This is a genomic window from Pseudomonas sp. PSB11, from assembly GCF_014596605.1.
Classification (GTDB): Bacteria; Pseudomonadota; Gammaproteobacteria; order Pseudomonadales; family Pseudomonadaceae; genus Aquipseudomonas; species Aquipseudomonas umsongensis.
The window spans coordinates 43,218-66,437 of the sequence record NZ_NOIO01000009.1 but is presented as its reverse complement, the minus strand read 5'-3'; the positions used below and the strand labels follow the sequence as shown (position 1 = coordinate 66,437).

At 59.3% G+C, this 23,220-nt stretch carries 21 protein-coding genes and 4 tRNA genes; 15 read left to right on the top strand and 10 right to left on the bottom strand.

Annotated features, from left to right (window positions below; all coding sequences use genetic code 11):
* Positions 1-54 precede the first annotated feature (54 nt).
* From CGA21_RS13295 to CGA21_RS13280, 4 genes are all read right to left on the bottom strand, one after another.
* The gene (locus tag CGA21_RS13295; RefSeq protein WP_110751065.1) at positions 55-1,386 is read right to left on the bottom strand and encodes a sigma-54-dependent transcriptional regulator; all 1,332 of its coding nucleotides are present in this window, start codon (positions 1,384-1,386) and stop codon (positions 55-57) included.
* Between the two features lie 2 nt (positions 1,387-1,388).
* A complete protein-coding gene (locus CGA21_RS13290) occupies positions 1,389-2,975 on the bottom strand; it encodes a sensor histidine kinase (protein WP_188264330.1) in 1,587 nt (528 codons plus the stop codon).
* A complete protein-coding gene (locus CGA21_RS13285; protein ID WP_033040380.1) occupies positions 2,965-3,198 on the bottom strand; it encodes a PP0621 family protein in 234 nt (77 codons plus the stop codon). The genes CGA21_RS13290 and CGA21_RS13285 overlap by 11 nt, the downstream gene beginning before the upstream one ends.
* A 137-nt stretch (positions 3,199-3,335) precedes the next feature.
* Entirely contained in the window at positions 3,336-4,358 is a 1,023-nt protein-coding gene (locus CGA21_RS13280) for an outer membrane protein assembly factor BamD (protein WP_110751069.1), read from the bottom strand.
* A gap of 151 nt (positions 4,359-4,509) precedes the next feature.
* On the opposite strand from CGA21_RS13280, the gene rluD reads away from it, so the two are divergent.
* The 7 genes from rluD (at position 4,510) to CGA21_RS13245 (ending at position 9,605) form a co-directional block, all read left to right on the top strand.
* Positions 4,510-5,472 (top strand): 23S rRNA pseudouridine(1911/1915/1917) synthase RluD, encoded by a 963-nt coding sequence (gene rluD, locus CGA21_RS13275; RefSeq protein WP_008058321.1) that lies wholly within the window; start codon positions 4,510-4,512, stop codon positions 5,470-5,472.
* Positions 5,469-6,194, top strand: a complete 726-nt coding sequence (pgeF, locus tag CGA21_RS13270) for a peptidoglycan editing factor PgeF (RefSeq protein WP_188264329.1) — start codon at positions 5,469-5,471, stop codon at positions 6,192-6,194. The genes rluD and pgeF overlap by 4 nt, the downstream gene beginning before the upstream one ends.
* Before the next feature lie 130 nt (positions 6,195-6,324).
* Positions 6,325-8,889, top strand: a complete 2,565-nt coding sequence (gene clpB, locus CGA21_RS13265; protein ID WP_033040376.1) for an ATP-dependent chaperone ClpB — start codon at positions 6,325-6,327, stop codon at positions 8,887-8,889.
* 301 nt (positions 8,890-9,190) lie between these two features.
* A tRNA-Asn gene (locus CGA21_RS13260) sits at positions 9,191-9,266 on the top strand.
* Positions 9,267-9,275: 9 nt separating this feature from the next.
* Positions 9,276-9,352: transfer RNA gene (locus CGA21_RS13255), tRNA-Pro, on the top strand.
* Positions 9,353-9,357: 5 nt separating this feature from the next.
* A tRNA-Lys gene (locus CGA21_RS13250) sits at positions 9,358-9,433 on the top strand.
* A gap of 95 nt (positions 9,434-9,528) precedes the next feature.
* Positions 9,529-9,605, top strand: a tRNA-Pro gene (locus CGA21_RS13245).
* 195 nt (positions 9,606-9,800) lie between these two features.
* Here CGA21_RS13245 and CGA21_RS13240 read toward each other — a convergent pair.
* From CGA21_RS13240 to CGA21_RS13225, 4 genes are read right to left on the bottom strand one after another with little or no spacing between them, the layout of a single operon-like run.
* The gene (locus CGA21_RS13240; protein ID WP_110751073.1) at positions 9,801-11,099 is read right to left on the bottom strand and encodes an NAD(P)/FAD-dependent oxidoreductase; all 1,299 of its coding nucleotides are present in this window, start codon (positions 11,097-11,099) and stop codon (positions 9,801-9,803) included.
* A gap of 60 nt (positions 11,100-11,159) precedes the next feature.
* Positions 11,160-11,333: a DUF3094 family protein gene (locus tag CGA21_RS13235; RefSeq protein ID WP_020798622.1), complete on the bottom strand. Its 174-nt coding sequence runs from the start codon at positions 11,331-11,333 to the stop codon at positions 11,160-11,162.
* A 52-nt stretch (positions 11,334-11,385) separates the two neighbouring features.
* Positions 11,386-11,913: an MOSC domain-containing protein gene (locus CGA21_RS13230; protein ID WP_020798621.1), complete on the bottom strand. Its 528-nt coding sequence runs from the start codon at positions 11,911-11,913 to the stop codon at positions 11,386-11,388.
* Positions 11,910-12,536: a DUF1780 domain-containing protein gene (locus tag CGA21_RS13225; RefSeq protein ID WP_110751075.1), complete on the bottom strand. Its 627-nt coding sequence runs from the start codon at positions 12,534-12,536 to the stop codon at positions 11,910-11,912. The genes CGA21_RS13230 and CGA21_RS13225 overlap by 4 nt, the downstream gene beginning before the upstream one ends.
* Before the next feature lie 221 nt (positions 12,537-12,757).
* Between CGA21_RS13225 and CGA21_RS13220 the strand changes: the two genes are divergently transcribed.
* From CGA21_RS13220 to CGA21_RS13210, 3 genes are read left to right on the top strand one after another with little or no spacing between them, the layout of a single operon-like run.
* A complete protein-coding gene (locus tag CGA21_RS13220) occupies positions 12,758-14,125 on the top strand; it encodes an aromatic acid/H+ symport family MFS transporter (RefSeq protein WP_110751077.1) in 1,368 nt (455 codons plus the stop codon).
* A complete protein-coding gene (locus CGA21_RS13215) occupies positions 14,122-15,339 on the top strand; it encodes a benzoate/H(+) symporter BenE family transporter (protein WP_188264328.1) in 1,218 nt (405 codons plus the stop codon). The genes CGA21_RS13220 and CGA21_RS13215 overlap by 4 nt, the downstream gene beginning before the upstream one ends.
* Before the next feature lie 17 nt (positions 15,340-15,356).
* Complete coding sequence (locus tag CGA21_RS13210; protein ID WP_188264327.1) at positions 15,357-16,625, top strand: OprD family porin; 1,269 nt, start codon at positions 15,357-15,359, stop codon at positions 16,623-16,625.
* A 13-nt stretch (positions 16,626-16,638) separates the two neighbouring features.
* Here CGA21_RS13210 and CGA21_RS13205 read toward each other — a convergent pair whose 3' ends face one another.
* On the bottom strand, positions 16,639-16,881 hold the full coding sequence (locus tag CGA21_RS13205) for a DUF2790 domain-containing protein (RefSeq protein ID WP_110751084.1): 243 nt from the start codon (positions 16,879-16,881) through the stop codon (positions 16,639-16,641).
* A gap of 120 nt (positions 16,882-17,001) precedes the next feature.
* On the opposite strand from CGA21_RS13205, the gene CGA21_RS13200 reads away from it, so the two are divergent.
* Together CGA21_RS13200 and CGA21_RS13195 are read left to right on the top strand one after the other, a co-directional pair.
* Positions 17,002-17,934: a LysR family transcriptional regulator gene (locus CGA21_RS13200; RefSeq protein WP_020798616.1), complete on the top strand. Its 933-nt coding sequence runs from the start codon at positions 17,002-17,004 to the stop codon at positions 17,932-17,934.
* A 76-nt stretch (positions 17,935-18,010) separates the two neighbouring features.
* Positions 18,011-18,700, top strand: coding sequence for an energy-coupling factor ABC transporter permease (locus tag CGA21_RS13195; RefSeq protein ID WP_188264326.1), 690 nt, complete (start codon positions 18,011-18,013; stop codon positions 18,698-18,700).
* Positions 18,701-18,719: 19 nt separating this feature from the next.
* On the opposite strand, the gene CGA21_RS13190 is transcribed toward CGA21_RS13195, so the two are convergent.
* The gene (locus CGA21_RS13190; protein ID WP_110751088.1) at positions 18,720-19,061 is read right to left on the bottom strand and encodes a hypothetical protein; all 342 of its coding nucleotides are present in this window, start codon (positions 19,059-19,061) and stop codon (positions 18,720-18,722) included.
* 180 nt (positions 19,062-19,241) lie between these two features.
* On the opposite strand from CGA21_RS13190, the gene CGA21_RS13185 reads away from it, so the two are divergent.
* Genes CGA21_RS13185 through CGA21_RS13175 form a run of 3 tightly spaced genes read left to right on the top strand, consistent with a single transcriptional unit; the run spans position 19,242 to position 23,215 of the window.
* Complete coding sequence (locus tag CGA21_RS13185) at positions 19,242-20,702, top strand: cytochrome c oxidase subunit II (RefSeq protein WP_188264325.1); 1,461 nt, start codon at positions 19,242-19,244, stop codon at positions 20,700-20,702.
* 48 nt (positions 20,703-20,750) lie between these two features.
* Complete coding sequence (ctaD, locus tag CGA21_RS13180) at positions 20,751-22,526, top strand: cytochrome c oxidase subunit I (protein ID WP_110751092.1); 1,776 nt, start codon at positions 20,751-20,753, stop codon at positions 22,524-22,526.
* Positions 22,523-23,215, top strand: coding sequence for a cytochrome c oxidase subunit 3 (locus CGA21_RS13175; RefSeq protein WP_188264324.1), 693 nt, complete (start codon positions 22,523-22,525; stop codon positions 23,213-23,215). Before ctaD ends, CGA21_RS13175 begins: the two co-directional genes overlap by 4 nt.
* The last annotated feature ends 5 nt before the right edge of the window (positions 23,216-23,220 follow it).

The window sequence follows — 23,220 nt, the reverse complement described above, 5'->3', positions numbered from 1 at the left end:
TCGCCTGAATAAATACGGTCGAATGTGGGAGCGGGCTTGCTCGCGAAGAGGCCCTCAATCCAGGCCTAATTTCTTCAGCCTGTAGCGCATCGACCTGAACGACAGATTCAACCGTTGGGCCGCCGCCGTGCGGTTCCAGCGGGTCTCTTCCAGGGCCTGGAGAAGCAGTTGGCGTTCAACGTTTTCCAGGTACGCCTCCAGGTTATCGATTTGCGTGAGGTCCGGCACGCCCCCTTCGGCGGAGCAGTTGCCCTCGGCCAGGCGCAGGTCGCTGGCCTCGATCCGGTTGTTTTCGCACAAGGTGTGAGCGCGTTCGAGCATATTCTCCAACTCCCGCACATTGCCCGGAAAACGGTAGCTTTTCAGGGCGTCGAGGGCATTGGGGTGGAGTTTTGCCGCGGGCTGCCCGGTGTCTGCAGCCAGGCGCTTGAGCACATGGCAGGCCAGCGGCTCGATGTCGTCACGGCGTTCGCGCAACGGTGGCACGCGTAGTTCGATCACGTTCAGGCGGTAGTACAGATCCTGGCGAAAACGTTCGCCGGCGACTTCGGCGCCAAGGTCTTTGTGGGTGGCGCACAGTATGCGCACATCGACCACCCTCTCCTGTTGCCCACCGACGCTGCGTACGGCTTTCTCCTGGATCGCCCGCAGCAGTTTGACCTGCATGGGCAGAGGCAGGTCTGCCACTTCGTCGAGAAACAGGGTGCCGCCGTGGGCCGCCTGGAACAAACCGGGCTTGTCCTCGATGGCGCCGCTGAAGCTACCTTTTCGATGGCCGAAAAACTCGCTTTCCATCAGCTCCGTCGGAATCGCGCCGCAATTGACCGGGACAAAGGGCTGGTTGGCCCGGGGGCCTCGCTCATGAATCAGGCGGGCGACCAGTTCCTTGCCACTGCCGGACTCGCCACTGATGTATACCGGTGCCTGGCTGCGGGCCAGTTTGTCGATCTGCTGGCGCAAATTGCGCATGGGCGGCGAGTCACCCAGCAAGCGGCGATCGATGGTGGTCCCTGGGGCGGGTAACACCAAGGCACTGGTGACCAGTTCCCGCAAGCGGGTCAGGTCCACCGGCTTGGTCAGGAAGTCGAAAGCGCCGGCCTTCAGCGCATTGATCGCTGTATCGAGGTTGCCATAGGCGGTGATCATGGCCACCGGAATCTGTGGATAGCGTTGCTGGATATGTTGCACCAGGTCAAGGCCGCTGCCGTCCGGCAGGCGCATGTCGGTCAGGCACAGGTCGAACGTCTCGCGCTGGAGCAGGGCCAAGGCCTCGCCAACGTTACGGGCACTGTAAGTGTCGAGTTTCATCCGTCCCAGGGTGATTTCCAGGAGTTCGCGGATGTCCGGTTCGTCGTCGACGACCAGGACTTTTTTCCGTGGGCTCATGTTCAACCTTGTTTGCGTCCGTGGGCAAAGGTGATGCGAAAGCAGCCGCCTTGGCGTGGTTTGAAGTCCAGGCGAGCCTGGTTGCTCTCGCACAGCTCACGTGACAGGTATAGCCCCAGGCCAGTGCCCTGTTGGCTGGTGGTGAAGAAGGGCTCGAACAGTTGTGCTTGATGATCCGGGGCCACTCCGGGACCGTCGTCGAGGATTTCGAGGATCGGTAGCTGGCTTTCGGGATCGCTGAACAATTCAAGCCAGACCTGCGCCGGGTCGTGGTCCAGGGCGCTATGGCGCCAGGCATTGCCTATCAGGTTGTCGAGAATCTGCTCCAGCTGGTTCGGGTCCATCAAGGTCTCGAAGTCACCGGGCACAATGCGCAGATGGATTTTCTGGTGCTCGCTCGCCCGGTCGCGGGTTGCCGCCACGAACTCTTCCAGCCAGGGCCTCAGGTCGAGTCGTTGGGTCGCGGTTTGCTGGCGGCGGGACAGTTGCAGGACGTTTTCGATAACCCGATTCATGCGCTGAGAGTGGTCTTGAATAATCTGCGTCAGACGCCGGTCCGCGGCATTCAGTTCCTCCGATTCTCGCAATAGCTGCGCGGCGTGACTGATGGCGCCCAACGGATTGCGGATTTCATGGGCGATACCGGCGGTGAGGCGGCCCAGGGCGGCGAGCTTCAGTTGGTGAGCCTGCTGGGTGATTTGTGCGAGGTCTTCGAGAAAGACCAGGGTCTGGCGATGCGGGCTGGAGGCCAGGGCGATGAAGCTTGGCTGTAGTTCAAGGCCATTGCGGGCGATTTTCAGGCTTTGCGGGCGCAGCGTCGGATTGTTGATCCACAGTTGCAGGCGCTCGACCAGGGAAGGTGCATATTCGTCGATCCGTCGGCCTTCGAGGCGCTCGCAGCCCAGCAGGGTCAAGGCGCCATGATTGGCCAGTTGCACGCGCCATTGGTCGTCAAGCACCAGGATGCCAGTACGCATGCGTTGCAGGATCAGTGCATTGAGGGCTTCCAGGCCAACCACTTCGCTGGCCTTCTGTTGCGCCAGGGTTTCGCTGACTTCCAGTCGTCGGATCAGGCCCTGTACCAGCAGCGCCGCGCCAAAACACAAAACGCCAAGCGTGCCGACCTGTAAATAATCGTTGGGATTGGCACGATGGCTGACATTCAGCAGCAAGCTCGAACCCAGGATGCCAAGTGTACTGATGGCGGCAATCAGCAAGCCGATGCGTTTTCGCAACAAGGTATTACTGATGGCCACCGAGACGATCAGCAAGTTGCCAATAGCGCTGGCCACTCCGCCAGCGGCGTAGAACAACCCGCAAAGCAGCAGGACGTCGACCAGGGCCAGGCTGAGCAGTTGCGTCGGGCGTCGGGTGCTCTGGAAGAAGACTGCCAGCAGGATATTCAGTACCAGATACAACCAGCTGCCACTGCGCAGCAGGTCGTCATTGGCGGCCGTAAGCAAGCGGTTGTCCAGGTTGCTGGAAATCAGCAATACCAAGGTGATGCCGATGCTTAAACGGTAGAGGTGATAGAGACGCAGCAGTCGCCGGGCCTGTTTTTCGCCGGGACTGGACGTCTCAGCGATCACTAGGACCGGGGCCTTGCTCCAGGTGAGCCTGGCTGCAATACCACTGTTGTTGAAGACGCAGAGCGCGATCGCGGGGCAGGTGCACGCCGCAATGGGCGCAGCGGACCATGGGGGCTGCTTCCAGCTCGGCGGAGGACTTGGGTGCAGACGCCTGGCCCTTGTACTTGCGCCAGAACCACACAGCGGCGGCAATCACGGCGATCCAGAATAATAAACGAAGCATGGTGAGCTGCTTTATGACGGATGAACCGCCAGTTTAGCCAAGGACATGGCAGGCGCACAGCGTATTCGCGCTGGATAAAAACGGCGCAATAAAAAGGGAGACTCGAGAGTCTCCCTTTTTTTGCACCGCCGGTCGTGTCAGTCGAACACGCCGAAGGTCATGTAGCTGAACCAGGAGCGGTCTTCGTTGTTGCCCTCTGCCTCGTGGTCCTCTTCTTCGATCACATCGCCGCTGCTGTCTTTCGGCTTGAGCTCGTTGGGAATCGCGTCCTTGGCGTCCTGGAATTGTTTCTGCACGTCCTGGTTGGCGCGGGTTTCACCCGGCGGCAGCGGCGGACGGGATTCGATCAGGCCCAGGGTAGCCTTGCTCAGCCACGAGCGGTTGTCGGCTTCGGCAACCGATGGCACGAACTGACCGTCCACCAGGCTTGGGTGGTTCGGGTAGTTGAGCTTCAGGGTTTCGAGGCTGGTGGCTGCCAGTTCGTCCAGGTGCAGGCGCTGGTAGGCCTCGGTCATCACCGCCAGGCCGTCGCCGACCGAAGGAGTTTCCTGGAAGTTTTCCACCACGTAACGGCCACGGTTCGCGGCAGCCACGTAGGCCTGGCGGGTCAGGTAGTAGTCGGCCACGTGGATTTCGTAGGCTGCCAGCAGGTTGCGCAGGTAGATCATGCGCTGCTTGGCATCCGGCGCGTAACGGCTGTTCGGGAAGCGGCTGGTCAGCTGGGCGAACTCGTTGTACGAGTCGCGGGCGGCACCCGGGTCACGCTTGGTCATGTCCAGCGGCAGGAACCGCGAGAGCAGGCCAACGTCCTGGTCAAAAGAAGTCAGGCCCTTGAGGTAGTAGGCGTAATCGACATTCGGGTGCTGTGGGTGCAGGCGAATGAAGCGCTCGGCAGCTGCCTTGGCGGCTTCCGGTTCGGCGTTCTTGTAGTTGGCGTAGATCAGTTCCAGCTGAGCCTGGTCGGCATAGCGGCCGAACGGATAGCGCGATTCCAGAGCCTTCAGCTTGGCAGTGGCGCTGGTGTAGCTATTATTGTCCAGATCGGCTTGAGCCTGTTGGTACAACTCGACTTCGCTCAGGTTTTCGTCTACGACTTCCTTCGAAGAGCAAGCAGCGGTCAATGCGAGGATGGCGATCAGCAGCAGGTGTTTCACTTGCATGGCGGCTTGCGTCCCTATGACGGCCGCTGTCTTGGGCGAGGCCGTCCTGTTATGATGAGCGCCCCGTTGAATAGCCTCGGGGCAAAAGACGCCGTATTTAACCACAAGCGCGCAGCCGAAACCAAAGGCTGTGCCGACGCCCAGTCCGAGCATGTCCGATAAAATTGAACTTCGCGCAGAGGTGCCGTCCGAATTGGGCGGCCAACGCCTCGATCAAGTCGCCGCACAACTATTCGCTGAGCACTCGCGCTCGCGCCTTTCCGCCTGGATCAAAGACGGCCGCCTGACTGTGGATGGGGCGGTTGTCCGCCCGCGAGACATCGTTCACGGTGGCGCCATTCTTGAACTCACCGCCGAGCAGGAAGCTCAGGGCGAATGGGTCGCCCAAGACATCGCCCTGGACATCGTCTATGAAGACGACGACATCCTGGTGATCAACAAGCCCGCGGGCCTGGTGGTTCACCCGGCTGCTGGCCACGCTGATGGCACCTTGCTCAACGCCTTGCTGCATCACGTGCCGGACATCATCAATGTGCCCCGCGCCGGGATCGTGCATCGCCTGGACAAGGACACCACCGGCCTGATGGTGGTGGCCAAGACCATCCAGGCGCAGACGCAGCTGGTGACACAGTTGCAGAGTCGCAGCGTCAGCCGGATCTACGAGTGCATCGTGATCGGCGTGGTGACGGCGGGTGGCAAGATCAACGCGCCCATTGGTCGCCATGGCCAGCAACGCCAGCGCATGGCCGTGATGGAAGGTGGCAAGCAGGCCGTCAGCCATTACCGCGTGCTCGAGCGTTTCCGCTCCCACACCCACGTGCGGGTGAAGCTGGAGACCGGTCGTACGCACCAGATTCGCGTGCACATGGCGCACATCAACTTCCCGTTGGTCGGAGACCCTGCCTATGGCGGTCGTTTCCGGATTCCGCCGGCAGCCAACCCGACCATGGTTGAATCGTTGAAGAACTTCCCGCGTCAGGCACTGCATGCACGGTTCCTGGAGCTGGACCATCCGACGACCGGTGTCCGTATGAGCTGGGAATCGCCGTTGCCGGAAGACTTCGTCTGGTTGCTGACCCTGCTCAAGCAAGATCGCGAGGCGTTTGTCGGATGAGTGACTGGCTGATTCCTGACTGGCCCGCGCCGGCCGGGGTCAAAGCCTGTGTGACCACCCGTGGGGGCGGCGTCAGCCTGACGCCGTTCGACAGCCTCAATCTTGGCGATCATGTCGACGACAGTCCCGAAGCTGTCGCCGAAAATCGCCGTCGCCTTACCGATCACTTCTCCATTCAACCGGCATGGTTGCAGCAGGTTCACGGCATTGTCGTGGCCCATGCGGACCCGAGCCGGGTGATGACTGCTGACGCCAGTTGGACTTCAACACCGGGCATTGCCTGTGCGGCGATGACTGCCGACTGCCTGCCTGCGCTGTTTTGCGACCGGGCCGGTACCCGCGTTGCCGCAGCCCATGCCGGTTGGCGCGGGCTGGCGGCCGGTGTGCTGGAAGCCACGCTCGACAGTCTGGCTGTTGCGCCTGCCGAGGTCCTGGTCTGGCTCGGCCCGGCCATTGGCCCGCAAGCGTTTGAAGTCGGCCCGGAAGTGCGCGAAACCTTCGTCGGGCAATTGCCCGAAGCCGCCCAGGCATTTGTGCCAAGCCAAAACCCCGGCAAGTTCATGGCCGACATCTATATGCTGGCGCGTTTGCGTCTGGCGGCCCGTGGTGTAACCGCTGTTTACGGCGGCGGTTTCTGTACCGTGACCGATCCGCGCTTCTTTTCTTATCGCCGTGCGTCGCGCACCGGCCGCTTTGCCTCCCTGATCTGGCTCGAACGCTAGACTTCTCTGACCTGCATCAACATCACAACGCTTGAAACTCCCAGAATCGACCGCATCTATTGTGGTATCTGGCAGGTTTCTTCATTCAGGATGTTTTATAGGTCCGACCTGCTCAAAAGGAAGGTGACCCATGCGTATAGACCGTTTAACCAGCAAATTGCAGTTAGCCTTGTCCGACGCCCAATCCCTGGCTGTCGGTCTCGATCATCCGGCCATTGAACCGGCGCATTTGATGCAAGCCCTGCTCGAACAACAGGGTGGCTCGATCAAGCCCCTGCTGATGCAGGTGGGCTTCGATGTCAACAGCTTGCGTAAAGAGCTGACCAAAGAGCTCGACCAGCTGCCGAAAATCCAGAATCCCACCGGCGACGTGAACATGTCGCAGGATCTGGCGCGCCTGCTCAATCAAGCCGATCGCCTGGCCCAGCAGAAGGGCGACCAGTTCATTTCCAGTGAGCTGGTGCTGCTCGCCGCCATGGACGAGAACAGCAAGCTCGGCAAGCTTTTGCTCGGCCAGGGCGTGAGCAAGAAAGCCCTGGAAAATGCGATCAACAACCTGCGTGGTGGCGAGGCGGTCAATGACCCCAACCACGAGGAAGCGCGTCAGGCACTGGACAAGTACACCGTCGACCTGACCAAGCGTGCCGAGGAGGGCAAGCTTGATCCGGTGATCGGCCGTGACGATGAAATTCGCCGCACGATCCAGGTCCTGCAACGTCGCACCAAGAACAACCCGGTGCTGATCGGTGAGCCAGGCGTCGGTAAAACCGCCATCGCCGAAGGCCTGGCCCAGCGCATCATCAACGGTGAGGTGCCTGATGGCCTCAGGGGCAAGCGCCTGCTGTCCCTGGACATGGGGGCGCTGATCGCCGGTGCCAAATACCGTGGCGAGTTCGAAGAGCGCCTGAAGGCGTTGCTCAACGAGCTGTCGAAGCAGGAAGGGCAGATCATTCTGTTCATCGACGAGCTGCACACCATGGTCGGTGCCGGTAAAGGCGAGGGCTCGATGGATGCAGGCAATATGCTCAAGCCGGCCCTGGCGCGCGGTGAGTTGCACTGCGTCGGTGCGACCACGCTCAACGAGTACCGCCAATACATCGAAAAGGACGCCGCCCTGGAGCGACGCTTCCAGAAAGTGCTGGTGGACGAGCCGAGCGAAGAAGACACCATCGCCATCCTGCGTGGCCTGAAAGAGCGCTACGAGGTCCACCACAAGGTGGCGATCACCGACGGCGCGATCATTGCGGCGGCCAAGCTCAGCCATCGCTACATCACTGACCGGCAATTGCCGGACAAGGCCATCGACCTGATCGACGAGGCCGCCAGCCGCATCCGCATGGAGATCGACTCCAAGCCGGAGGTGCTGGACCGTCTGGAGCGCCGTTTGATTCAGCTGAAGGTGGAATCCCAGGCGCTGAAGAAAGAAAGCGACGATGCGGCGAAAAAACGCCTGGAAAAACTCCAGGAAGAAATTGCCCGTCACGAGCGTGAGTACTCGGATCTCGAAGAAATCTGGAACTCGGAAAAAGCCGAGGTGCAGGGTTCGGCGCAGATCCAGCAGAAGATCGAACAGTCACGTCAGGAGCTGGAAGCGGCCCGACGTAAAGGCGACCTGAACCGCATGGCCGAATTGCAGTATGGGGTGATCCCGGACCTGGAACGCAGCCTGCAAATGGTCGATCAACATGGCAAGCCCGAAAACCAGTTGCTGCGCAGCAAGGTGACTGAAGAGGAAATCGCCGAAGTCGTGTCGAAATGGACCGGCATTCCCGTGTCGAAAATGCTCGAGGGCGAGCGCGAAAAACTGATGAAGATGGAAAGCCTGTTGCACCAGCGTGTGATTGGCCAGGATGAAGCGGTGGTGGCCGTTTCCAACGCGGTTCGGCGTTCCCGTGCCGGGTTGTCCGACCCTAATCGCCCGAGCGGCTCTTTCATGTTCCTCGGCCCGACCGGTGTCGGTAAAACCGAGCTGTGCAAGGCGCTGGCCGAATTCCTCTTTGATACCGAAGAGGCGATGGTGCGGATCGACATGTCCGAGTTCATGGAGAAACATTCCGTGGCTCGCCTGATCGGTGCACCACCGGGCTACGTCGGTTATGAAGAGGGCGGTTACCTGACCGAGGCGGTGCGCCGCAAGCCTTACTCGGTGATCCTCATGGACGAAGTCGAGAAGGCGCACCCGGACGTGTTCAACATCTTGCTCCAGGTGCTGGAGGATGGTCGCCTGACCGACAGCCATGGCCGTACGGTGGACTTCAAGAACACCGTGATCGTCATGACCTCCAACCTGGGTTCGGTGCAGATCCAGGAGCTGGTGGGTGATCGCGAGGCGCAGCGTGCGGCGGTGATGGACGCGATTTCCACTCACTTCCGGCCGGAGTTCATCAACCGGGTCGACGAAGTGGTGATCTTCGAGCCTTTGGCGCGGGATCAGATCGCCGGCATTACCGAGATCCAGCTGGGTCGCCTGCGCAGTCGCCTGACCGAACGGGAGCTGAAGCTGGAACTGAGCCCAGAGGCCATGGACAAGCTGATCGCGGTGGGTTACGACCCGGTGTACGGCGCACGGCCGCTCAAGCGAGCGATCCAGCGCTGGATCGAGAACCCGCTGGCGCAGTTGATCCTTTCCGGTCGATTCATGCCGGGAGACACGGCCCATGGCGTGGTGGAGAACGACGAAATCGTCTTCGTCTGAGCCAGATCGGCGGCAAAAGTGAAGAGGCCTCGCATTGCGAGGCCTTTTTTTCATCTAGGCTGTTGAACTCTAAGGAAAAGGCTTGTAAAGTGCGCCCCGCAGTAAGTCACCCGCCAGGGTTTCTGCTCCCCAAGCAGGAATCGAAAATAAGTTGCAAATCATTAACTTGAAAGCAATTTAGGGGGTTGACAGAGGTTGTAGAGATTGTAGAATAGCGCGCCTCAGACACACGAACGCAGCGATGCAAACGGGTTGAAGAGAACGCAGTAAAGCTTCACAGTTGTAAATTGAAATGTGTAGTTCCGTGATAGCTCAGTCGGTAGAGCAAATGACTGTTAATCATTGGGTCCCAGGTTCGAGTCCTGGTCACGGAGCCAATTTCAAACCGGGGTATAGCGCAGTCCGGTAGCGCGCCTGCTTTGGGAGCAGGATGTCAGGAGTTCGAATCCCCTTACCCCGACCATTTTTGGGTCGTTAGCTCAGTTGGTAGAGCAGTTGGCTTTTAACCAATTGGTCGTAGGTTCGAATCCCACACGACCCACCATTTTTGAAACCAGTTAACGCTGGAATCAAATCTTAAGATCAGACGCCAAAAGCTCTGTTCGCAGAAGGCGCCTTTCAAAGGTGCCTTTTTTTTACCGGGGTATAGCGCAGTCCGGTAGCGCGCCTGCTTTGGGAGCAGGATGTCAGGAGTTCGAATCCCCTTACCCCGACCATATTAAAAATCCTCGTATCGAAAGATACGGGGATTTTTTTTGCCTGCTAATTGCTTGCCGCGGATCAACTGTAGGAGCAGCCGGTCGACGCTCGAATGCTCGCGAAGATCGTTAACGAAAACGCAGCGTTTCTGGTTTAACGCGGCGTTCTCAGGTTCTTCGCGAGCATGCTCGCTTCTACAGAAAGCAGCTTGATCAGTGCAGTTTCAGGCGCGGCTCTGTCCCGCGCCCAATCTTGCTGCCCAGCATCAGCATCGCCGTGCGAAATGGCCCGTATAGCGCCATCTGGTGCATGCGGTACAGCGACACGTAGAACATCCGCGCCAGCCAACCTTCCAGCATGACGCTACCCGTCAGGTTACCCATCAAGTTACCCACAGCCGAAAAACGCGACAGCGAGATCAGCGACCCGTAATCGGTGTACTTGTAAGAAGGCAGAGGCTTGCCTTCGATCCGCAGTTTCAGCGATTTGGCGAGCAACGACGCCTGTTGATGCGCAGCCTGGGCGCGTGGCGGCACATTGCGATCAGTGCCTGGTTGCGGGCAGGCCGCGCAGTCACCGAAGGCGAAGATGTTCTCGTCACGGGTGGTTTGCAGGGTCGGCAGCACTTGCAGTTGATTGATGCGGTTGGTTTCGAGGCCATCGATGTCCTTGAGGAACCCTGGCGCACGAATCCCGGCGGCCCAGACTTTCAAGCTGGCGTTGATCACGTTGCCATCTACGGTGATCAGGCTGTCGGCCGTCACCTCGCTGACGGCGGCGTTGGTCATGACATTGACCCCGAGTTTTTCCAGGGTCTTATGCACCGGCCCGCCGATTCGTTCCGGCAGGGCTGGCAGCACGCGAGGCCCGGCTTCGATCAGGGTGATGTGCATGTTTTCCGGTTTGATCCGATCCAGGCCATAAGCCGCCAGTTCATGGGCGGCGTTATGCAGTTCGGCGGCCAGTTCGACCCCGGTGGCACCGGCACCGACGATGGCCACGCTGATCTGCTCGACCTTGTCGGTCTGCCCTGCATGGGCGCGCAGGTAGTGGTTGAGCAATTGCTGATGGAAGCGCTCGGCCTGTTTGCGGGTGTCCAGGAACAGGCAGTGCTGCGCTGCACCCTGGGTGCCGAAATCGTTGGTGGTGCTGCCGACGGAAATCACCAACGAGTCGTAAGGCACTTCCCGGGCAGGCACCAGTTCCAGCCCGGCGTCATCATAAGTGGCGGCCAACTGGATTTTTTTATTGGCGCGATCAAGCCCGCTCATGCGCCCCAGTTGGAATTGGAAGTGGTTCCATTTTGCCTGGGCCACGTAGTTGAGTTCGTCTTCGGACGAGTTCAACGACCCGGCCGCTACCTCATGCAACAGCGGTTTCCAGATGTGGGTCAGGTTCGCGTCGACCAGCATCACGCTGGCTGTGCCGCGTTTGCCCAGAGTCTTACCCAGACGGGTAGCCAACTCCAGACCGCCGGCGCCGCCGCCAACGATGACAATACGATGAGTCATGGGGATATCTCGCAAGGCTAAAAGAAATCGGTGCAATTACCCGAGCGAGCGCCAAGCAGCTCATAGCGTCAGATAACTGATAAGTCGGCTCAACAGGCCCAGGCCAATGGTCACTGCCAATACCAGCACAAGGAGCATCCACGGCCGGAAAGGCCGGCGCTCGACTTGGTGTTGGGACAGTTGCAGATACGCTTCGACATGCTTTTGGTCTTCGGGGTTCAGGCGGCTGGTCATAAAAGGCCTCGTCAGGTAGACGTTGCTGAAGGTGAAGAAGCTACAGGCGGACTCAACGAACGTTGAACGGAGCATAGCCGCTGTCCGTAAGGGGCTCGACGCTCACCCTGTCGTCCAGGCGAATGATGCCACTTTGTAGCACTCGGGCGGTGATTCCGCCATGCCCGCGCACGGCCTGAAAGGTCCCCGGGCCCAGGTTGTTCTGCAGGCGTGCGCAGGGCTGGCACCAGCCAGTGGTTTCGAAAATCGCCTGGCCGATGCGGAAACGCCGGCCCTTGAGGCTGAACAAGTTGATGCCACTGATAACGAGGTTGCGCCGCAAATCTTCAGGCTTGACCGGTTGATCGTCCGGGCGACCCATCAGCGAACTGATCACCGCCAGATGCTCCCACTGAATCAGCGTCACCTGCCGCGCATTGCGCACGCCGGGGCGGGCGCGATCGCCCGTCAAGCCGGCCTCCAGTCGCGCTTCCACGGCATCCAGCTCGATCATTGGCACGTGACGTTCCGGGCGCACGCCAATCCAGCGTACGCGGCCGATCTGCGGTACTTCGGCAATCAGTTCCTGCAATGGGCTCACAGGCTGATCCCGACGTCGAACACGATGCTGCGTCCCAGGTTGCTGCGCAGGAAATCCGGCGCATCGGGATGCGCGAACAGCACGCGGGCGAAGGTCGGGCCCACCAGTGACAGCGAGCGCCAGCCTTGGCGCAGGTATTCGGTGGGCGGTGGGAAATGACTGTTGAGGTCCAGCACTTCGCGCTTGAGGCTGGCGAAGGCAATGATGTCCAGCTCGCCCAGGTCCATGCCGCGCTCTTTGTAGTTGTGTGCTTTTTTGCGCAAGGTTGGCGCCAGCCGCAACAAGAACTCGTTGGCCGGTATGCGGCGGGGCTTGGCTTCGCGCCGTACCAGCTGGCTCAGGGAGAACGCACTGCGCCGCCTCTGCAATTCGTCGCGCCATTCATCATTGAGGCGTCGGCCCTCGTCGAGCACGAAGAACACCTCGAAATTGGCGTCGCGAAACAACACGTCCGGCGGTTCTCCCGCCGGAGCAAATTCGTCGGCCCGGTAGGAAATGTTCAAGCCTTGCAGCAGGCGTTGGCAGACCCAACGCTCGCGCTCCCATTTGCGGGCATTGGACAGGAACGCGTTGGCTTGCTCGGCCGCAATGGTCAGCAGGCGTAAGTAATCTGAATCATCCATACGCCCAAGCTTAGCGCTCAAATGCGATTGTAAAGAAGACAGTTTATCGGAGAGGGGCAATTGCTCGCGCCTCCCAGCCCGGTTCAGGGCGCTGCACAAAACGGATAGTGGTCTGCGCGATGCGGATATTGACCCGAGCCTGTTGACTCTACCCTCGGCTGTACGGACGTGAGCCGTGCTACCGCTGCTCCTGAAAAAAACAACAACAAGAGATGAACGCCATGCGCAAGATCGACGTACATGAGGTTATCGACAAGGCCCGGTTCAACCGCTTCCACTGGATGGTGCTGTTCTGGTGTGCCCTGATCATCATTTTCGACGGTTACGATCTGGTGATCTACGGCGTGGTCTTGCCGATGCTGATGAAAGAGTGGGGGCTCAGCCCTCTGCAAGCGGGGGCGTTAGGCAGCTATGCATTGTTCGGCATGATGTTCGGCGCGCTGTTCTTCGGTCCGCTGTCGGACAGGATCGGCCGCAAGAAAGCCATCACGATCTGCGTGATGCTCTTCAGCGGTTTCACCGTGCTCAACGGGTTCGCCCGAAACCCCACCGAGTTTGGTCTTTGCCGCTTCGTTGCCGGGCTGGGCATTGGTGGCGTGATGCCCAATGTCGTGGCGTTGATGAACGAATACGCGCCGAAAAAAATCCGCAGCACCCTGGTGGCGATCATGTTCAGCGGCTACTCGGTGGGCGGCATGCTGTCCGCCGGGCTGGGTATCGTGCTGATCCCGAGTTTCGGCTGGCAGTCGGTGTTCTATGTGGCGGTCCTGCCGTTGCTGCTATTGCCGCTGATCATGTATTTCCTGCCCGAGTCAGTGGGGTTCATGCTGCGCCAGGGGCGCAATGACGAAGCTCGCAACATTCTCCAGCGGATCGACCCGGCCTATGTCGCACAGGCCGATGACCAGTTGCACATGAGTGAAGTGAAGGGAACTGGCACCCCGGTGTTGCAGTTGTTCCGCGAGGGCCGTGCACTGCGTACGTTGATGTTGTGGCTGGCGTTTTTCTGCTGCCTGCTGATGGTCTACGCCTTGAGCTCCTGGCTGCCGAAACTGATGGCCAACGCAGGTTACAGCCTGGGCTCGAGCCTGTCGTTCCTGCTGGTGCTGAATTTCGGCGCGATCTTCGGCGCAGTTGGCGGCGGTGTGCTGGGTGACAAGCTCAACCTGCCGCGTGTGTTATCGGTGTTCTTTGCCATGGCGGCGGTGTCGATCACCCTGTTGGGTTTCAACAGCCCGATGCCGGTGTTGTACCTGCTGATCGCCATCGCTGGGGCCACCACCATCGGCTCGCAGATTCTGCTGTACGCCTGCGCTGCCCAGTTCTACTCAATGAACATTCGGTCCACGGGGCTTGGCTGGGCTTCGGGCATCGGGCGCAATGGTGCGATCGTCGGACCACTGCTGGGCGGCGCTTTGCTCGGGATCAGCCTGCCGCTGCAACTGAACTTCATGGCGTTTGCTTTGCCTGGTGCGATTGCCGCCATCGCCATGACGGTGTTCGCCATCAGCAGTCGGCGCAGTGCCCGACAATCCCTGTTGGATGATCAGCAGGGCTCGTCCGGCGGAGCTGTCGGCGAGGCTTCATGAAAACCTTGCTGCGGGATTTTTCCCTGTCTGCGGCCGTCGCCGGGTTCATCGCCACCGTGATTTCCTACGCCGGCCCCCTGGTGATTATTTTCCAGGCCGCCGAGGCAGCGCACCTGTCGCGCGAAGTGCTGTCGTCGTGGGTCTGGGCGATTTCCATCGGCAGCGCCATGCTCGGTATCGGTCTGAGTTTGCATTACCGCGTACCGGTGATCATCGCGTGGTCGGCACCCGGTTCGGCGTTGCTCGTGGCGCTGTTGCCAGGGATCTCCCTGCCGGAAGCGGTGGGAGCCTATCTGGTCAGCAGCCTGATCATTCTCCTGGTCGGGGTGTCGGGGGCGTTCGACCGGATCATCGGCAAGCTGCCGGCAGCGGTGGCGGCAGCGATGCTGGCGGGGATTCTGTTCAGCTTCGGCACCGGGTTGTTTGTCTCGTTGCAGGGTAAGCCGTTGCTGGTGCTGGCGATGTTTGCCACGTACCTGATCTGCAAACGACTGATGCCGCGTTATGCGGTGCTGATGGTCCTGCTGGTGGGCTGCTCGATGGCATTGCTCGCCGGAGATCTGCATGGCGAGGCGCTGGTCATCGGTTTGGCCACGCCGGTGTGGATCACCCCGGCGTTCAGCCTCAGCGCAACGCTTAACATCGCCTTGCCGCTGGTGATGGTGGCGCTGACTGGCCAATTCGTTCCTGGTATAGCCGTGCTGCGCGCCAGCGGTTACGCCACGCCATCGGGCCCGATCATCGCCAGCAGCGCATTGGGCACGGCACTGCTGGCGCCGTTCGGTTGCCACGGACTGAACCTGGCAGCGATTACCGCGGCTATTTGCACGGGCCGCGAGGCCAACGAAGACCCTGGCAAGCGTTACGTAGCCGGGGTGATGGGTGGCCTGTGTTACCTGGTGCTGGGGATCTTCGGCGCCACCCTGGTCTCACTGTTTTCGGCATTCCCCAAGGAACTGATCGCGGCCCTCGCCGGATTGGCGCTGTTCGCTGCGATTGCTGGAGCGCTGGCGGGCGCGATGGCGGTACCGACCGATCGCGAAGCCGCGTTGGTGACCTTTCTCACCACGGCCTCGGGTATGTCGCTGTTTGGGTTGTCCGCGGCTTTTTGGGGACTGATTTTCGGCATGGCCACCCACTTGATATTGAACGCCCGCCGCTCCGTCGCGCGCGGTGAGTCCACTGCTGAAGCACTTCAACCTGTCGATCAATAACAATAAGAGAAAAAACGATGAAACAGATTCTCCCAACAACCGGTTCAGTGTTGTCCATGGCTGTCGTCTCGAGTTTCTCCACCGGCGCGATGGCCGCCGAGAATGGTTTTATCGAAGACACCACGGCCACCTTGCAAGCGCGCAATTACTACTTCAGCCGGGACTATTCCGACATCGTCGGAGCCAATCAACAATCGAAGGCCGAGGAATGGGCGCAGGGATTCATTCTCAACGTCAAGTCCGGTTATACCCAGGGCACCGTCGGCTTCGGCGTGGATGTCATCGGCCTGCTCGGCCTCAAGCTCGACAGCAGCCCGGACCGGGTCAATACCGGTTTGCTGCCGGTGCAGGATGACGGGCGTGCGGCAAACGATTACAGCCGCCTGGAGGGCGCCTTGAAGGTGCGCTACTCCAAAACCGAACTGAAGGCGGGTGAATTGCAACCCAACCTGCCGGTGCTGGTGTTCAGTGATATCCGGCTGCTACCGCCCAGCTATCAGGGGGCAAGTATCAGCTCCAATGAGATCAATGGCCTGACATTGCAGGCCGGCCATTTGAATTCGACCAGCCTGCGCAACGAAGCCGGTGACGAAAAGATGCAAGCCATGCTCGGCCATGTGCCGCAGCGTCAAGTCAGCAGTGACGGTTTCAACTTTGCCGGGGCCGATTACGCCTTCAATGATAAACGCAGCTCGGTCAGCGCCTGGTACGGGCAGCTGGAAGATATCTACAACCAGCGCTTCCTGGGGCTCAAGCACAGCCAGCCGACAGGCGACTGGATATTGGGGGCGAACCTCGGCTACTTCGATTCGCGCGAGGATGGCAAGAAATTGCTGGGCAATATCGACAACCAGGTGTTCTTTTCGCTGCTGTCGGCCAAGCGCGGCGGTCACACTTTTTATGTCGGCTATCAGGGCATGTTCGGAGACAGCGCGTTCCCGCGGGTATTTGCCAATATTTCGCCCTTGGGCAACGAAGTACCGACCTACGAGTTCGCCTCCACCGACGAGCGCTCCTGGCAGGCGCGTTATGACTATGACTTTGCGGCCCTGGGAGTACCGGGGTTGACCAGTACCCTGCGCTTCATCAGTGGCGACAATGTCGACACCGGCAAGGGCTATGAGGGAAAGGATCGTGAGCGTGACCTGGACATCGGCTATGTGCTGCAGAGTGGCAGCCTCAAGGGCCTCGGTATCCGTGTGCGCAATGCGATGGCGCGTTCCAACTACCGCAGTGATATCGATGAAAACCGCTTGATCCTGAGTTACACCTGGACGCTGCTCTGAGTGCCAAGGCGGATCACAGGCTGCTGGTGCAATCACCGATGACGTTGTACGTCACGCGGCGGGTCTGGCCCTGATGATCGACATAGACCATGGTCGCTGGTACAACCCCGCACGCGGTCGCGGTGTCCGATACGGAAACCACCTTGGCGATGTCCAGCGGCTGCGCCGGGTTATACAAGACCGCTAGGGGCTCGTTTTCAGCGGCCATGGCCGAGGTGGCGACGAGGGTCAGCAGCAGGCTGATCAAGGTTTTCATTATGGCGAGCTCCATGTGGGTTCGATGGGTAAAGTCTAGTCTTTGCCACCGTTGGATAAAGGGGCGAACGCCTGATACAGCCTTACATCAAACGTAACAGTCACCCAGCCTGGAGGGCTCATGGATTTGCTTAACAACTTGCGCGTGTTCGTCCGTGTCGTCGACTGCGCAAGTTTCACCGCCGCCGCCGATGCGTTGGAGTTGTCCACCGCGCAGGTCTCGCGCCTGGTCGCGGACTTGGAGCAGCACGTGCAAGCCCGCCTGCTGCAGCGCACCACACGGCGCTTGAGCCTGACCGAGGCCGGGGAGCGATTCCTGCTGCGCAGTCGGCTGATACTTGAGGAAATGGAGGAGGCGACCGCAGAGGCTCGCGGTGCGCATCTCAAGCCAAGCGGTCGGTTGCGGGTGCACAGCATGAACGGCCTGGGGGTGCTGATCACGCCGCTGATTGCTCGCTACAGCGAGCTTTATCCCGATGTGGTGTTCGAGCTGACCCTGTCGCAGCGCAATCCCGATCCGTTGGAGGAAGGGCACGACGTGGTGATTTCGACTGCCCACGAACTGGCCGATTCGCAATTGGTCGCCCAGGCCGTCGGACAGTTCTACAGCGTGCCCTGTGCTTCCCCGCAATACCTGCAACGCCGGGGTGTGCCGGACCATCCGCGGGTGCTGGACGATCATCAGTGCTTGCGCATGCTCGACCCGTTGTACAGCGATCAGTGGGTGTTTCAGGACGAGGAGGGCGAGCATGCGGTCAGCCCGTCCAGGACTTTTCAGTGCAACGTCGCCGAGTCGATGGTCAAGGCTTCGGAGGCCGGTATGGGCATCAGCCTGATTCCGTTCTACACCGCCACGCGGCCCTTGAGCGATGGCACCTTGTTGCGTTTGCTACCGGACTATCGGCCGCGTCAGCGCAATGTGTATGCGGTGTATCCGTCGCGACGCTTTCTCGATGCCAAGGTTCGTACGTGGGTGGATTTTCTCAAGGCTGAGCTGCCCAAGCTGTTCGCCGAACATGAAGCGGTGATTAACGATCCCCGGCATTGGGCGTGAAGTCGAGGGGGTGGCAAAGGGCGGTGTAGACTGAAGGCCTGTTCTCTATTGGCAAGCCAAGGGAGTGTGTCCTGTCATGATCGGTGCCGAGTTGCTGTCACCTGAAACCCTCACGGTGGGGTGGCTGATCTATGTGCCGGTGCTGATCTGGGCCGTTGCGCGAGTGTCCTGGGTCGAGCTGTTCAGCGACAGCCGTCGCCAGCACTTGCTGTTCGGCACGGTGTTTGCGCTCTTTGCGTTGTGGCTGGTGCGGCGCGATTTCGATACCGGCGTGTCTTATCACTTCATCGGCATGACCGCGGTGACGCTGTTGCTGGACTGGCCGCTGGCGATCGTCGGTGGATTGGTGGCGCAGACGGGACTGGTGCTGCTGGGCCGTCAGGACCTTGTGGCCATGGGGGTCAATGGCGCGCTATTCATTTTGTTGCCAGTGTTGATCACCGAATGCTGTGCGATTCTGGTGGAGCGCGCGCAGCCACGAAACCCCTTCGTGTACATCTTCATTTCCGGTTTTTTTGCCGCAGCGCTTACAGCGTTGCTGTGCCTGGCGCTATCGCTGACATTGTTGTGGTACGACGAGCGTTTTGCCATGCCTTACTGGCTCGAAGACTTTATCGGCTACCTGTGGCTGCTCATATTTCCGGAGGCGTTCATCAACGGCATGGTGGTCAGCGCGCTGGTGGTGTTCTCCCCCGAGTGGCTCGAAACTTTCAATCGCACGCGCTACCTCTCGGCGCCCTGGAAGGACGACGATCCCAAGTCTTGATTCCTTTCAAATCCGCCGTTCAATCGATCAGTTGATCAATCAGAACCACGTTGGAGTAGATCAGGCTGCCATCGCTCGCCCGGTGTCCGACCAGATGGAACTGACCACGTTCGAAGTGCAGATACACGCGCATCTGACAGTCGGACAAGGGGCTGTAACCCTCTGGCAAGACCAGGTTCAACGTGTCCATGTCGACATCGACCATGACTTCTTTTAGCTCAGGGGTCTTCTGCAGGCGTTCTTCCGCTTCCTCCAGCCGTAGATGGAGAGGGCCGTCGACGTAAAAATGGATCTCACCTATGGGTTCGGACTTTTGGTCGGCGCTGGGTTTCCACCTGCCTTCGAGCGTCAGGTTACTCATGACGAATCCTCCATCGGGGCTGCGGACGTGCCATTGAGTATAGCTGCCAACCGGGCCTCGCTTGCCGACCTATACTTTGCAATGACTTTGCCACCACGGGTGGCAGTTGCCTGCCGTGCCTGGACGTCAGTGGCGATGCTTGCGCATAACCAACGAACAACAGGAATAGGATGAAGAGAAATGGCGATAGCAATTGTCTTGATTCTAATCGTTATTGCCTCAGTGCTCTTTCATGTACTTGCACCTTGGCATGCAGCACCGCCAGCTTCCAACTGGGGATCAATAGACACCACGCTGTTCATTACCCTGATCATCAGCGGAATATTCTTCATCGCCATCACGGTGTTCATGGCACTCGCGATAATGCGGTATCGCCATAAGGAAGGTGCCAGGGCGCACTACCAGCCGGAAAGTAAAAAGTTGGAGTTTTGGTTGATTGTAGTGACCTCGATCGGTATCGCCGCCATGTTGGCGCCAGGCCTGGTTGTCTACAACGATTTCATCCGGGTGCCGAAAGAGGCTTATGAACTCGAAGTCGTTGCTCAACAGTGGCAGTGGACCTACCGTTTTCCCGGGCAGGATGGGAAGTTGGGCAAGTCGGATATCAAGTTTGTCGATGCCACCAATCCCCTCGGCATTGATCCCAAGGACCCTGCCGGACAGGACGATGTACTTATAAAAAATAATGAAATCCGATTGCCGCTGAATAGGCCGGTAAAAGTTTTACTTCGTTCTAAAGATGTATTGCATGATTTCTATATCCCGCAAATTCGCAGCAAGATGGATATGGTGCCCGGGATGGTGTCTTACTTCTGGTTTACCCCAACTAAAACCGGAAAATATGAGGTCCTGTGCGCTGAGTTTTGTGGCGTAGGCCATTACAACATGCGCGGCCAGATGATCGTGGAGGAGCAGGGTGCCTTTGATCAATGGCTGAGCGGCCAGCCGACCTTTGCGCAGACCTTGGCGAGCGCTGCGAAACCCGGTCAGGACAGCGTGCTGGAAAAAGGTCGCCAGTGGGTCGAACAATACGGCTGCAGTGCCTGCCATAGCCAGGATGGCAGTACCCGTCTTGGTCCGACCTGGAAGGGTCTGTACGGTCGCACTGAACAGTTTGCCGACGGCAGCAGTGCGCTGGTCGATGAGGCTTACCTGAAGGAGTCGATTCTCAAGCCGCAGGCCCGCCTGGTGCAGGGCTACCCGCCGGTGATGGTGGCCTATACTCTCAATGACGATGAGCTGACGGCTGTCGTCGCCGTGATCAAATCACTGGGTGCTGCGCAGCAGGAACCTTCTGCCAGCGAAAAGCTGGACAGGGGTGACGACTTGGCGACCCAGGGGCAGCGGTTGTCCGAGTCGCTAGGCTGTCTGGCCTGCCACAGTGTCGATGGCAGCAAGGGTGTCGGCCCCAGCTGGCAGGGCCTGTATGACTCGACAGTGACGCTTGCCGACGGATCGAGTATCAAGGTCGACGAGGGTTATCTAAAGGATTCGATCCTCAATCCCGGCGCCAGGATCGTCAAAGGCTATGCCGCCGTCATGCCGGCCTTTACCCCGACTGATCAGGAGTTGAACGCACTGATCGCCTTTATCAAATCCAAAGCCAATGCCGACGCGAGCAAGGCGCAACCAGGGAAGTAGCCGTAAACAGCCAGGAATGCACTGAAACTTCGACAGGAGGATGACGTGATGGCTTATGCGGAGCAAGCCGAAACAGAAGCACTGCACGAACCCAAGAGTTTCCTGACTAAATACATCTGGAGTCAGGACCACAAGGTCATCGCCGTCCAGTATTCCTTGACGGCGCTGTTCGTGGGGCTTATCGCCGTGGTGTTGTCCGGCTTGATGCGCATGCAGATAGGCTTCCCCGGCAGTTTGGCGTTCATGGATGCCAGTACTTACTATCAGGCGATGACCATGCACGGCATGATCATGGTCATCTACTTGCTGACGGCCTTGTTTCTGGGGGGCTTCGGCAACTATCTGATCCCGTTGATGGTGGGCGCCCGCGACATGGTCTTCCCCTACGTCAATATGCTCAGTTACTGGTTCTACCTGTTGGCGGTAGTGGTGTTGCTTTCCAGTTTCTTTGTCCCGGGCGGCCCCACCGGTTCGGGCTGGACGCTTTATCCGCCGCAGTCGATCAGCCAGGGCACACCTGGGGTCGAGTGGGGCATCGTGCTGATGCTTATCTCATTGGCGATCTTTATTGTCGCCGCCACCATGGGTGGATTGAACTATGTCACCACGGTGTTGCAGGCGCGCACGCACGGTATGACGTTGTTTCGCATGCCGCTTTCGGTGTGGGGCATCTTCATGGCGTCGATCATGGCCTTGCTGGCGTTCCCGGCGTTGTTTGTCAGTGCGGTCATGATGCTGTTCGACAAACTCCTGGGCACCAGTTTCTTCATGCCGGCGATGGTCTCGCTGGGGCAGCAACTCGATCACCAGGGCGGCAGCCCGATATTGTTCCAGCACCTGTTCTGGTTCTTCGGCCATCCGGAGGTCTACATCGTTGCGCTCCCCGCGTTTGGCCTGGTCTCCGACCTGATCAGCACCCATGCGCGTAAAAATATCTTCGGTTATCGAATGATGGTGTGGGCCATCATTGCGATCGGCGTACTCAGCTTCGTGGTCTGGGCGCACCATATGTATGTCAGCGGCATGAACCCCTACTTTGGCTTTTTCTTCGCCGTCACCACCTTGATCATCGCCGTGCCGACGGCACTGAAAGTCTACAACTGGGTACTGACCCTGTGGCGGGGCGACATCCATCTCACCGTACCGATGCTGTTCGCCCTGGCCTTTATCGTCACCTTCCTGGTCGGCGGCCTGACGGGATTATTCCTGGGTAATGTGATCGTCGATATTCCGCTCTCGGACACCTATTTCGTCGTCGCCCACTTCCATATGGTCATGGGGGTCGCACCGGTACTGGTGGTGTTCGGCGGCATTTACCATTGGTTCCCGAAAGTCACCGGGCGCATGTTTAACGACACCTTGGGCAAGTTGCATTTCTGGATAACTTTTCTGGGCACCTACGCGATCTTTTTCCCTATGCACTATCTGGGCTTCCAAGGGATGCCGCGCCGCTACTACGCCTATGACAACTACGCGTTCATTCCACAGTCGGCGCACGAGTTGAATGCCTTCATTACGGTGGTCGCATTGACCGTCGGTGTTTCCCAGCTGCTGTTCGTGTTCAACATGGCCTGGAGTGTATTCAAGGGTAAACCCGCAGGCAGTAACCCCTGGGGCGCGGCCAGTCTGGAATGGCAAACACCGGACACCCCGCCGGTACACGGCAACTGGGGCGAGAAACTGCCAGTCGTGCATCGTTGGCCTTATGACTACAGCGTGCCAGGGATAGACCAGGATTTCGTGCCGCAAACGGTTTCCGCCGAGGAGCTGGAGCACATGCGGCAACGCAGCGAGGGCGCCAGGATAGCGGACGTGAAGACATGAACAGATTGCTATTGAGAAACGCCGATGGCGCTGACCCCGGCGGCAGCTGGAATCGCGATCCTGAAGGTATTCAGGCCGGCGCGGGTGCCGATGGAAGCCACGTTGCAAAAACCGGCCTGCGCTTGTTTCTGGCAGTGGTGAGCTCACTGTTCTTTCTCTTCCTGCTCGCCTTTATCGCCCGCTCGCAAATGGCCGACTGGCTACCCCTGACAGAGCCGATGGCGCCGTTGGCCAATCCTTGGCAATTGTGGGTGAATTCGGCTTTTCTGGTATTGAGTTGCATCTCTCTGCAGTGGTCGCGCATGGCCGCCCGCCGGGCTCGAATGGACGCAACGGTCATTGCTTTTGTAGTAGGGGGAGGATTTGCCATTGCCTTTCTGGCGGGGCAACTCTGGGTCTGGCAGCAGTTCGTCGCCTGGGGCTACTTTGTCGCCAGTAACCCGGCCAACAGTTTCTTCTACCTGTTAACCGGCGTGCACGGCCTCCATCTGTTGGGCGGATTGGTTGCCTGGGGCAGGACCGTCGGCAAATTCCTGCGTCAGGTGCCAATGCCGCAACTCAGCGCCAGCGTAGAGCTCTGTGCCATCTATTGGCACTATCTATTGGGTCTTTGGTTCGTGCTGTTCGCGCTACTGACCAGCACGCCGCAAACCTATGAAACCATCGCCAGACTCTGCGGCCTGAGGTGAAAAAC

Coding starts and splice junctions, on each gene's coding strand:
- CGA21_RS13225 (WP_110751075.1), bottom strand. CDS start 12,536: ATGGATGATTCAGATTACTTACGCCTGCTGACCATTGCGGCCGAGCAA.
- rluD (WP_008058321.1), top strand. CDS start 4,510: ATGTCCGATAAAATTGAACTTCGCGCAGAGGTGCCGTCCGAATTGGGC.
- pgeF (WP_188264329.1), top strand. CDS start 5,469: ATGAGTGACTGGCTGATTCCTGACTGGCCCGCGCCGGCCGGGGTCAAA.
- CGA21_RS13200 (WP_020798616.1), top strand. CDS start 17,002: ATGGATTTGCTTAACAACTTGCGCGTGTTCGTCCGTGTCGTCGACTGC.
- CGA21_RS13205 (WP_110751084.1), bottom strand. CDS start 16,881: ATGAAAACCTTGATCAGCCTGCTGCTGACCCTCGTCGCCACCTCGGCC.
- CGA21_RS13280 (WP_110751069.1), bottom strand. CDS start 4,358: ATGCAAGTGAAACACCTGCTGCTGATCGCCATCCTCGCATTGACCGCT.
- CGA21_RS13190 (WP_110751088.1), bottom strand. CDS start 19,061: ATGAGTAACCTGACGCTCGAAGGCAGGTGGAAACCCAGCGCCGACCAA.
- CGA21_RS13215 (WP_188264328.1), top strand. CDS start 14,122: ATGAAAACCTTGCTGCGGGATTTTTCCCTGTCTGCGGCCGTCGCCGGG.
- ctaD (WP_110751092.1), top strand. CDS start 20,751: ATGGCTTATGCGGAGCAAGCCGAAACAGAAGCACTGCACGAACCCAAG.
- CGA21_RS13185 (WP_188264325.1), top strand. CDS start 19,242: ATGGCGATAGCAATTGTCTTGATTCTAATCGTTATTGCCTCAGTGCTC.
- CGA21_RS13285 (WP_033040380.1), bottom strand. CDS start 3,198: ATGCTTCGTTTATTATTCTGGATCGCCGTGATTGCCGCCGCTGTGTGG.
- CGA21_RS13210 (WP_188264327.1), top strand. CDS start 15,357: ATGAAACAGATTCTCCCAACAACCGGTTCAGTGTTGTCCATGGCTGTC.
- CGA21_RS13195 (WP_188264326.1), top strand. CDS start 18,011: ATGATCGGTGCCGAGTTGCTGTCACCTGAAACCCTCACGGTGGGGTGG.
- CGA21_RS13175 (WP_188264324.1), top strand. CDS start 22,523: ATGAACAGATTGCTATTGAGAAACGCCGATGGCGCTGACCCCGGCGGC.
- clpB (WP_033040376.1), top strand. CDS start 6,325: ATGCGTATAGACCGTTTAACCAGCAAATTGCAGTTAGCCTTGTCCGAC.
- CGA21_RS13295 (WP_110751065.1), bottom strand. CDS start 1,386: ATGAGCCCACGGAAAAAAGTCCTGGTCGTCGACGACGAACCGGACATC.
- CGA21_RS13235 (WP_020798622.1), bottom strand. CDS start 11,333: ATGACCAGCCGCCTGAACCCCGAAGACCAAAAGCATGTCGAAGCGTAT.
- CGA21_RS13240 (WP_110751073.1), bottom strand. CDS start 11,099: ATGACTCATCGTATTGTCATCGTTGGCGGCGGCGCCGGCGGTCTGGAG.
- CGA21_RS13220 (WP_110751077.1), top strand. CDS start 12,758: ATGCGCAAGATCGACGTACATGAGGTTATCGACAAGGCCCGGTTCAAC.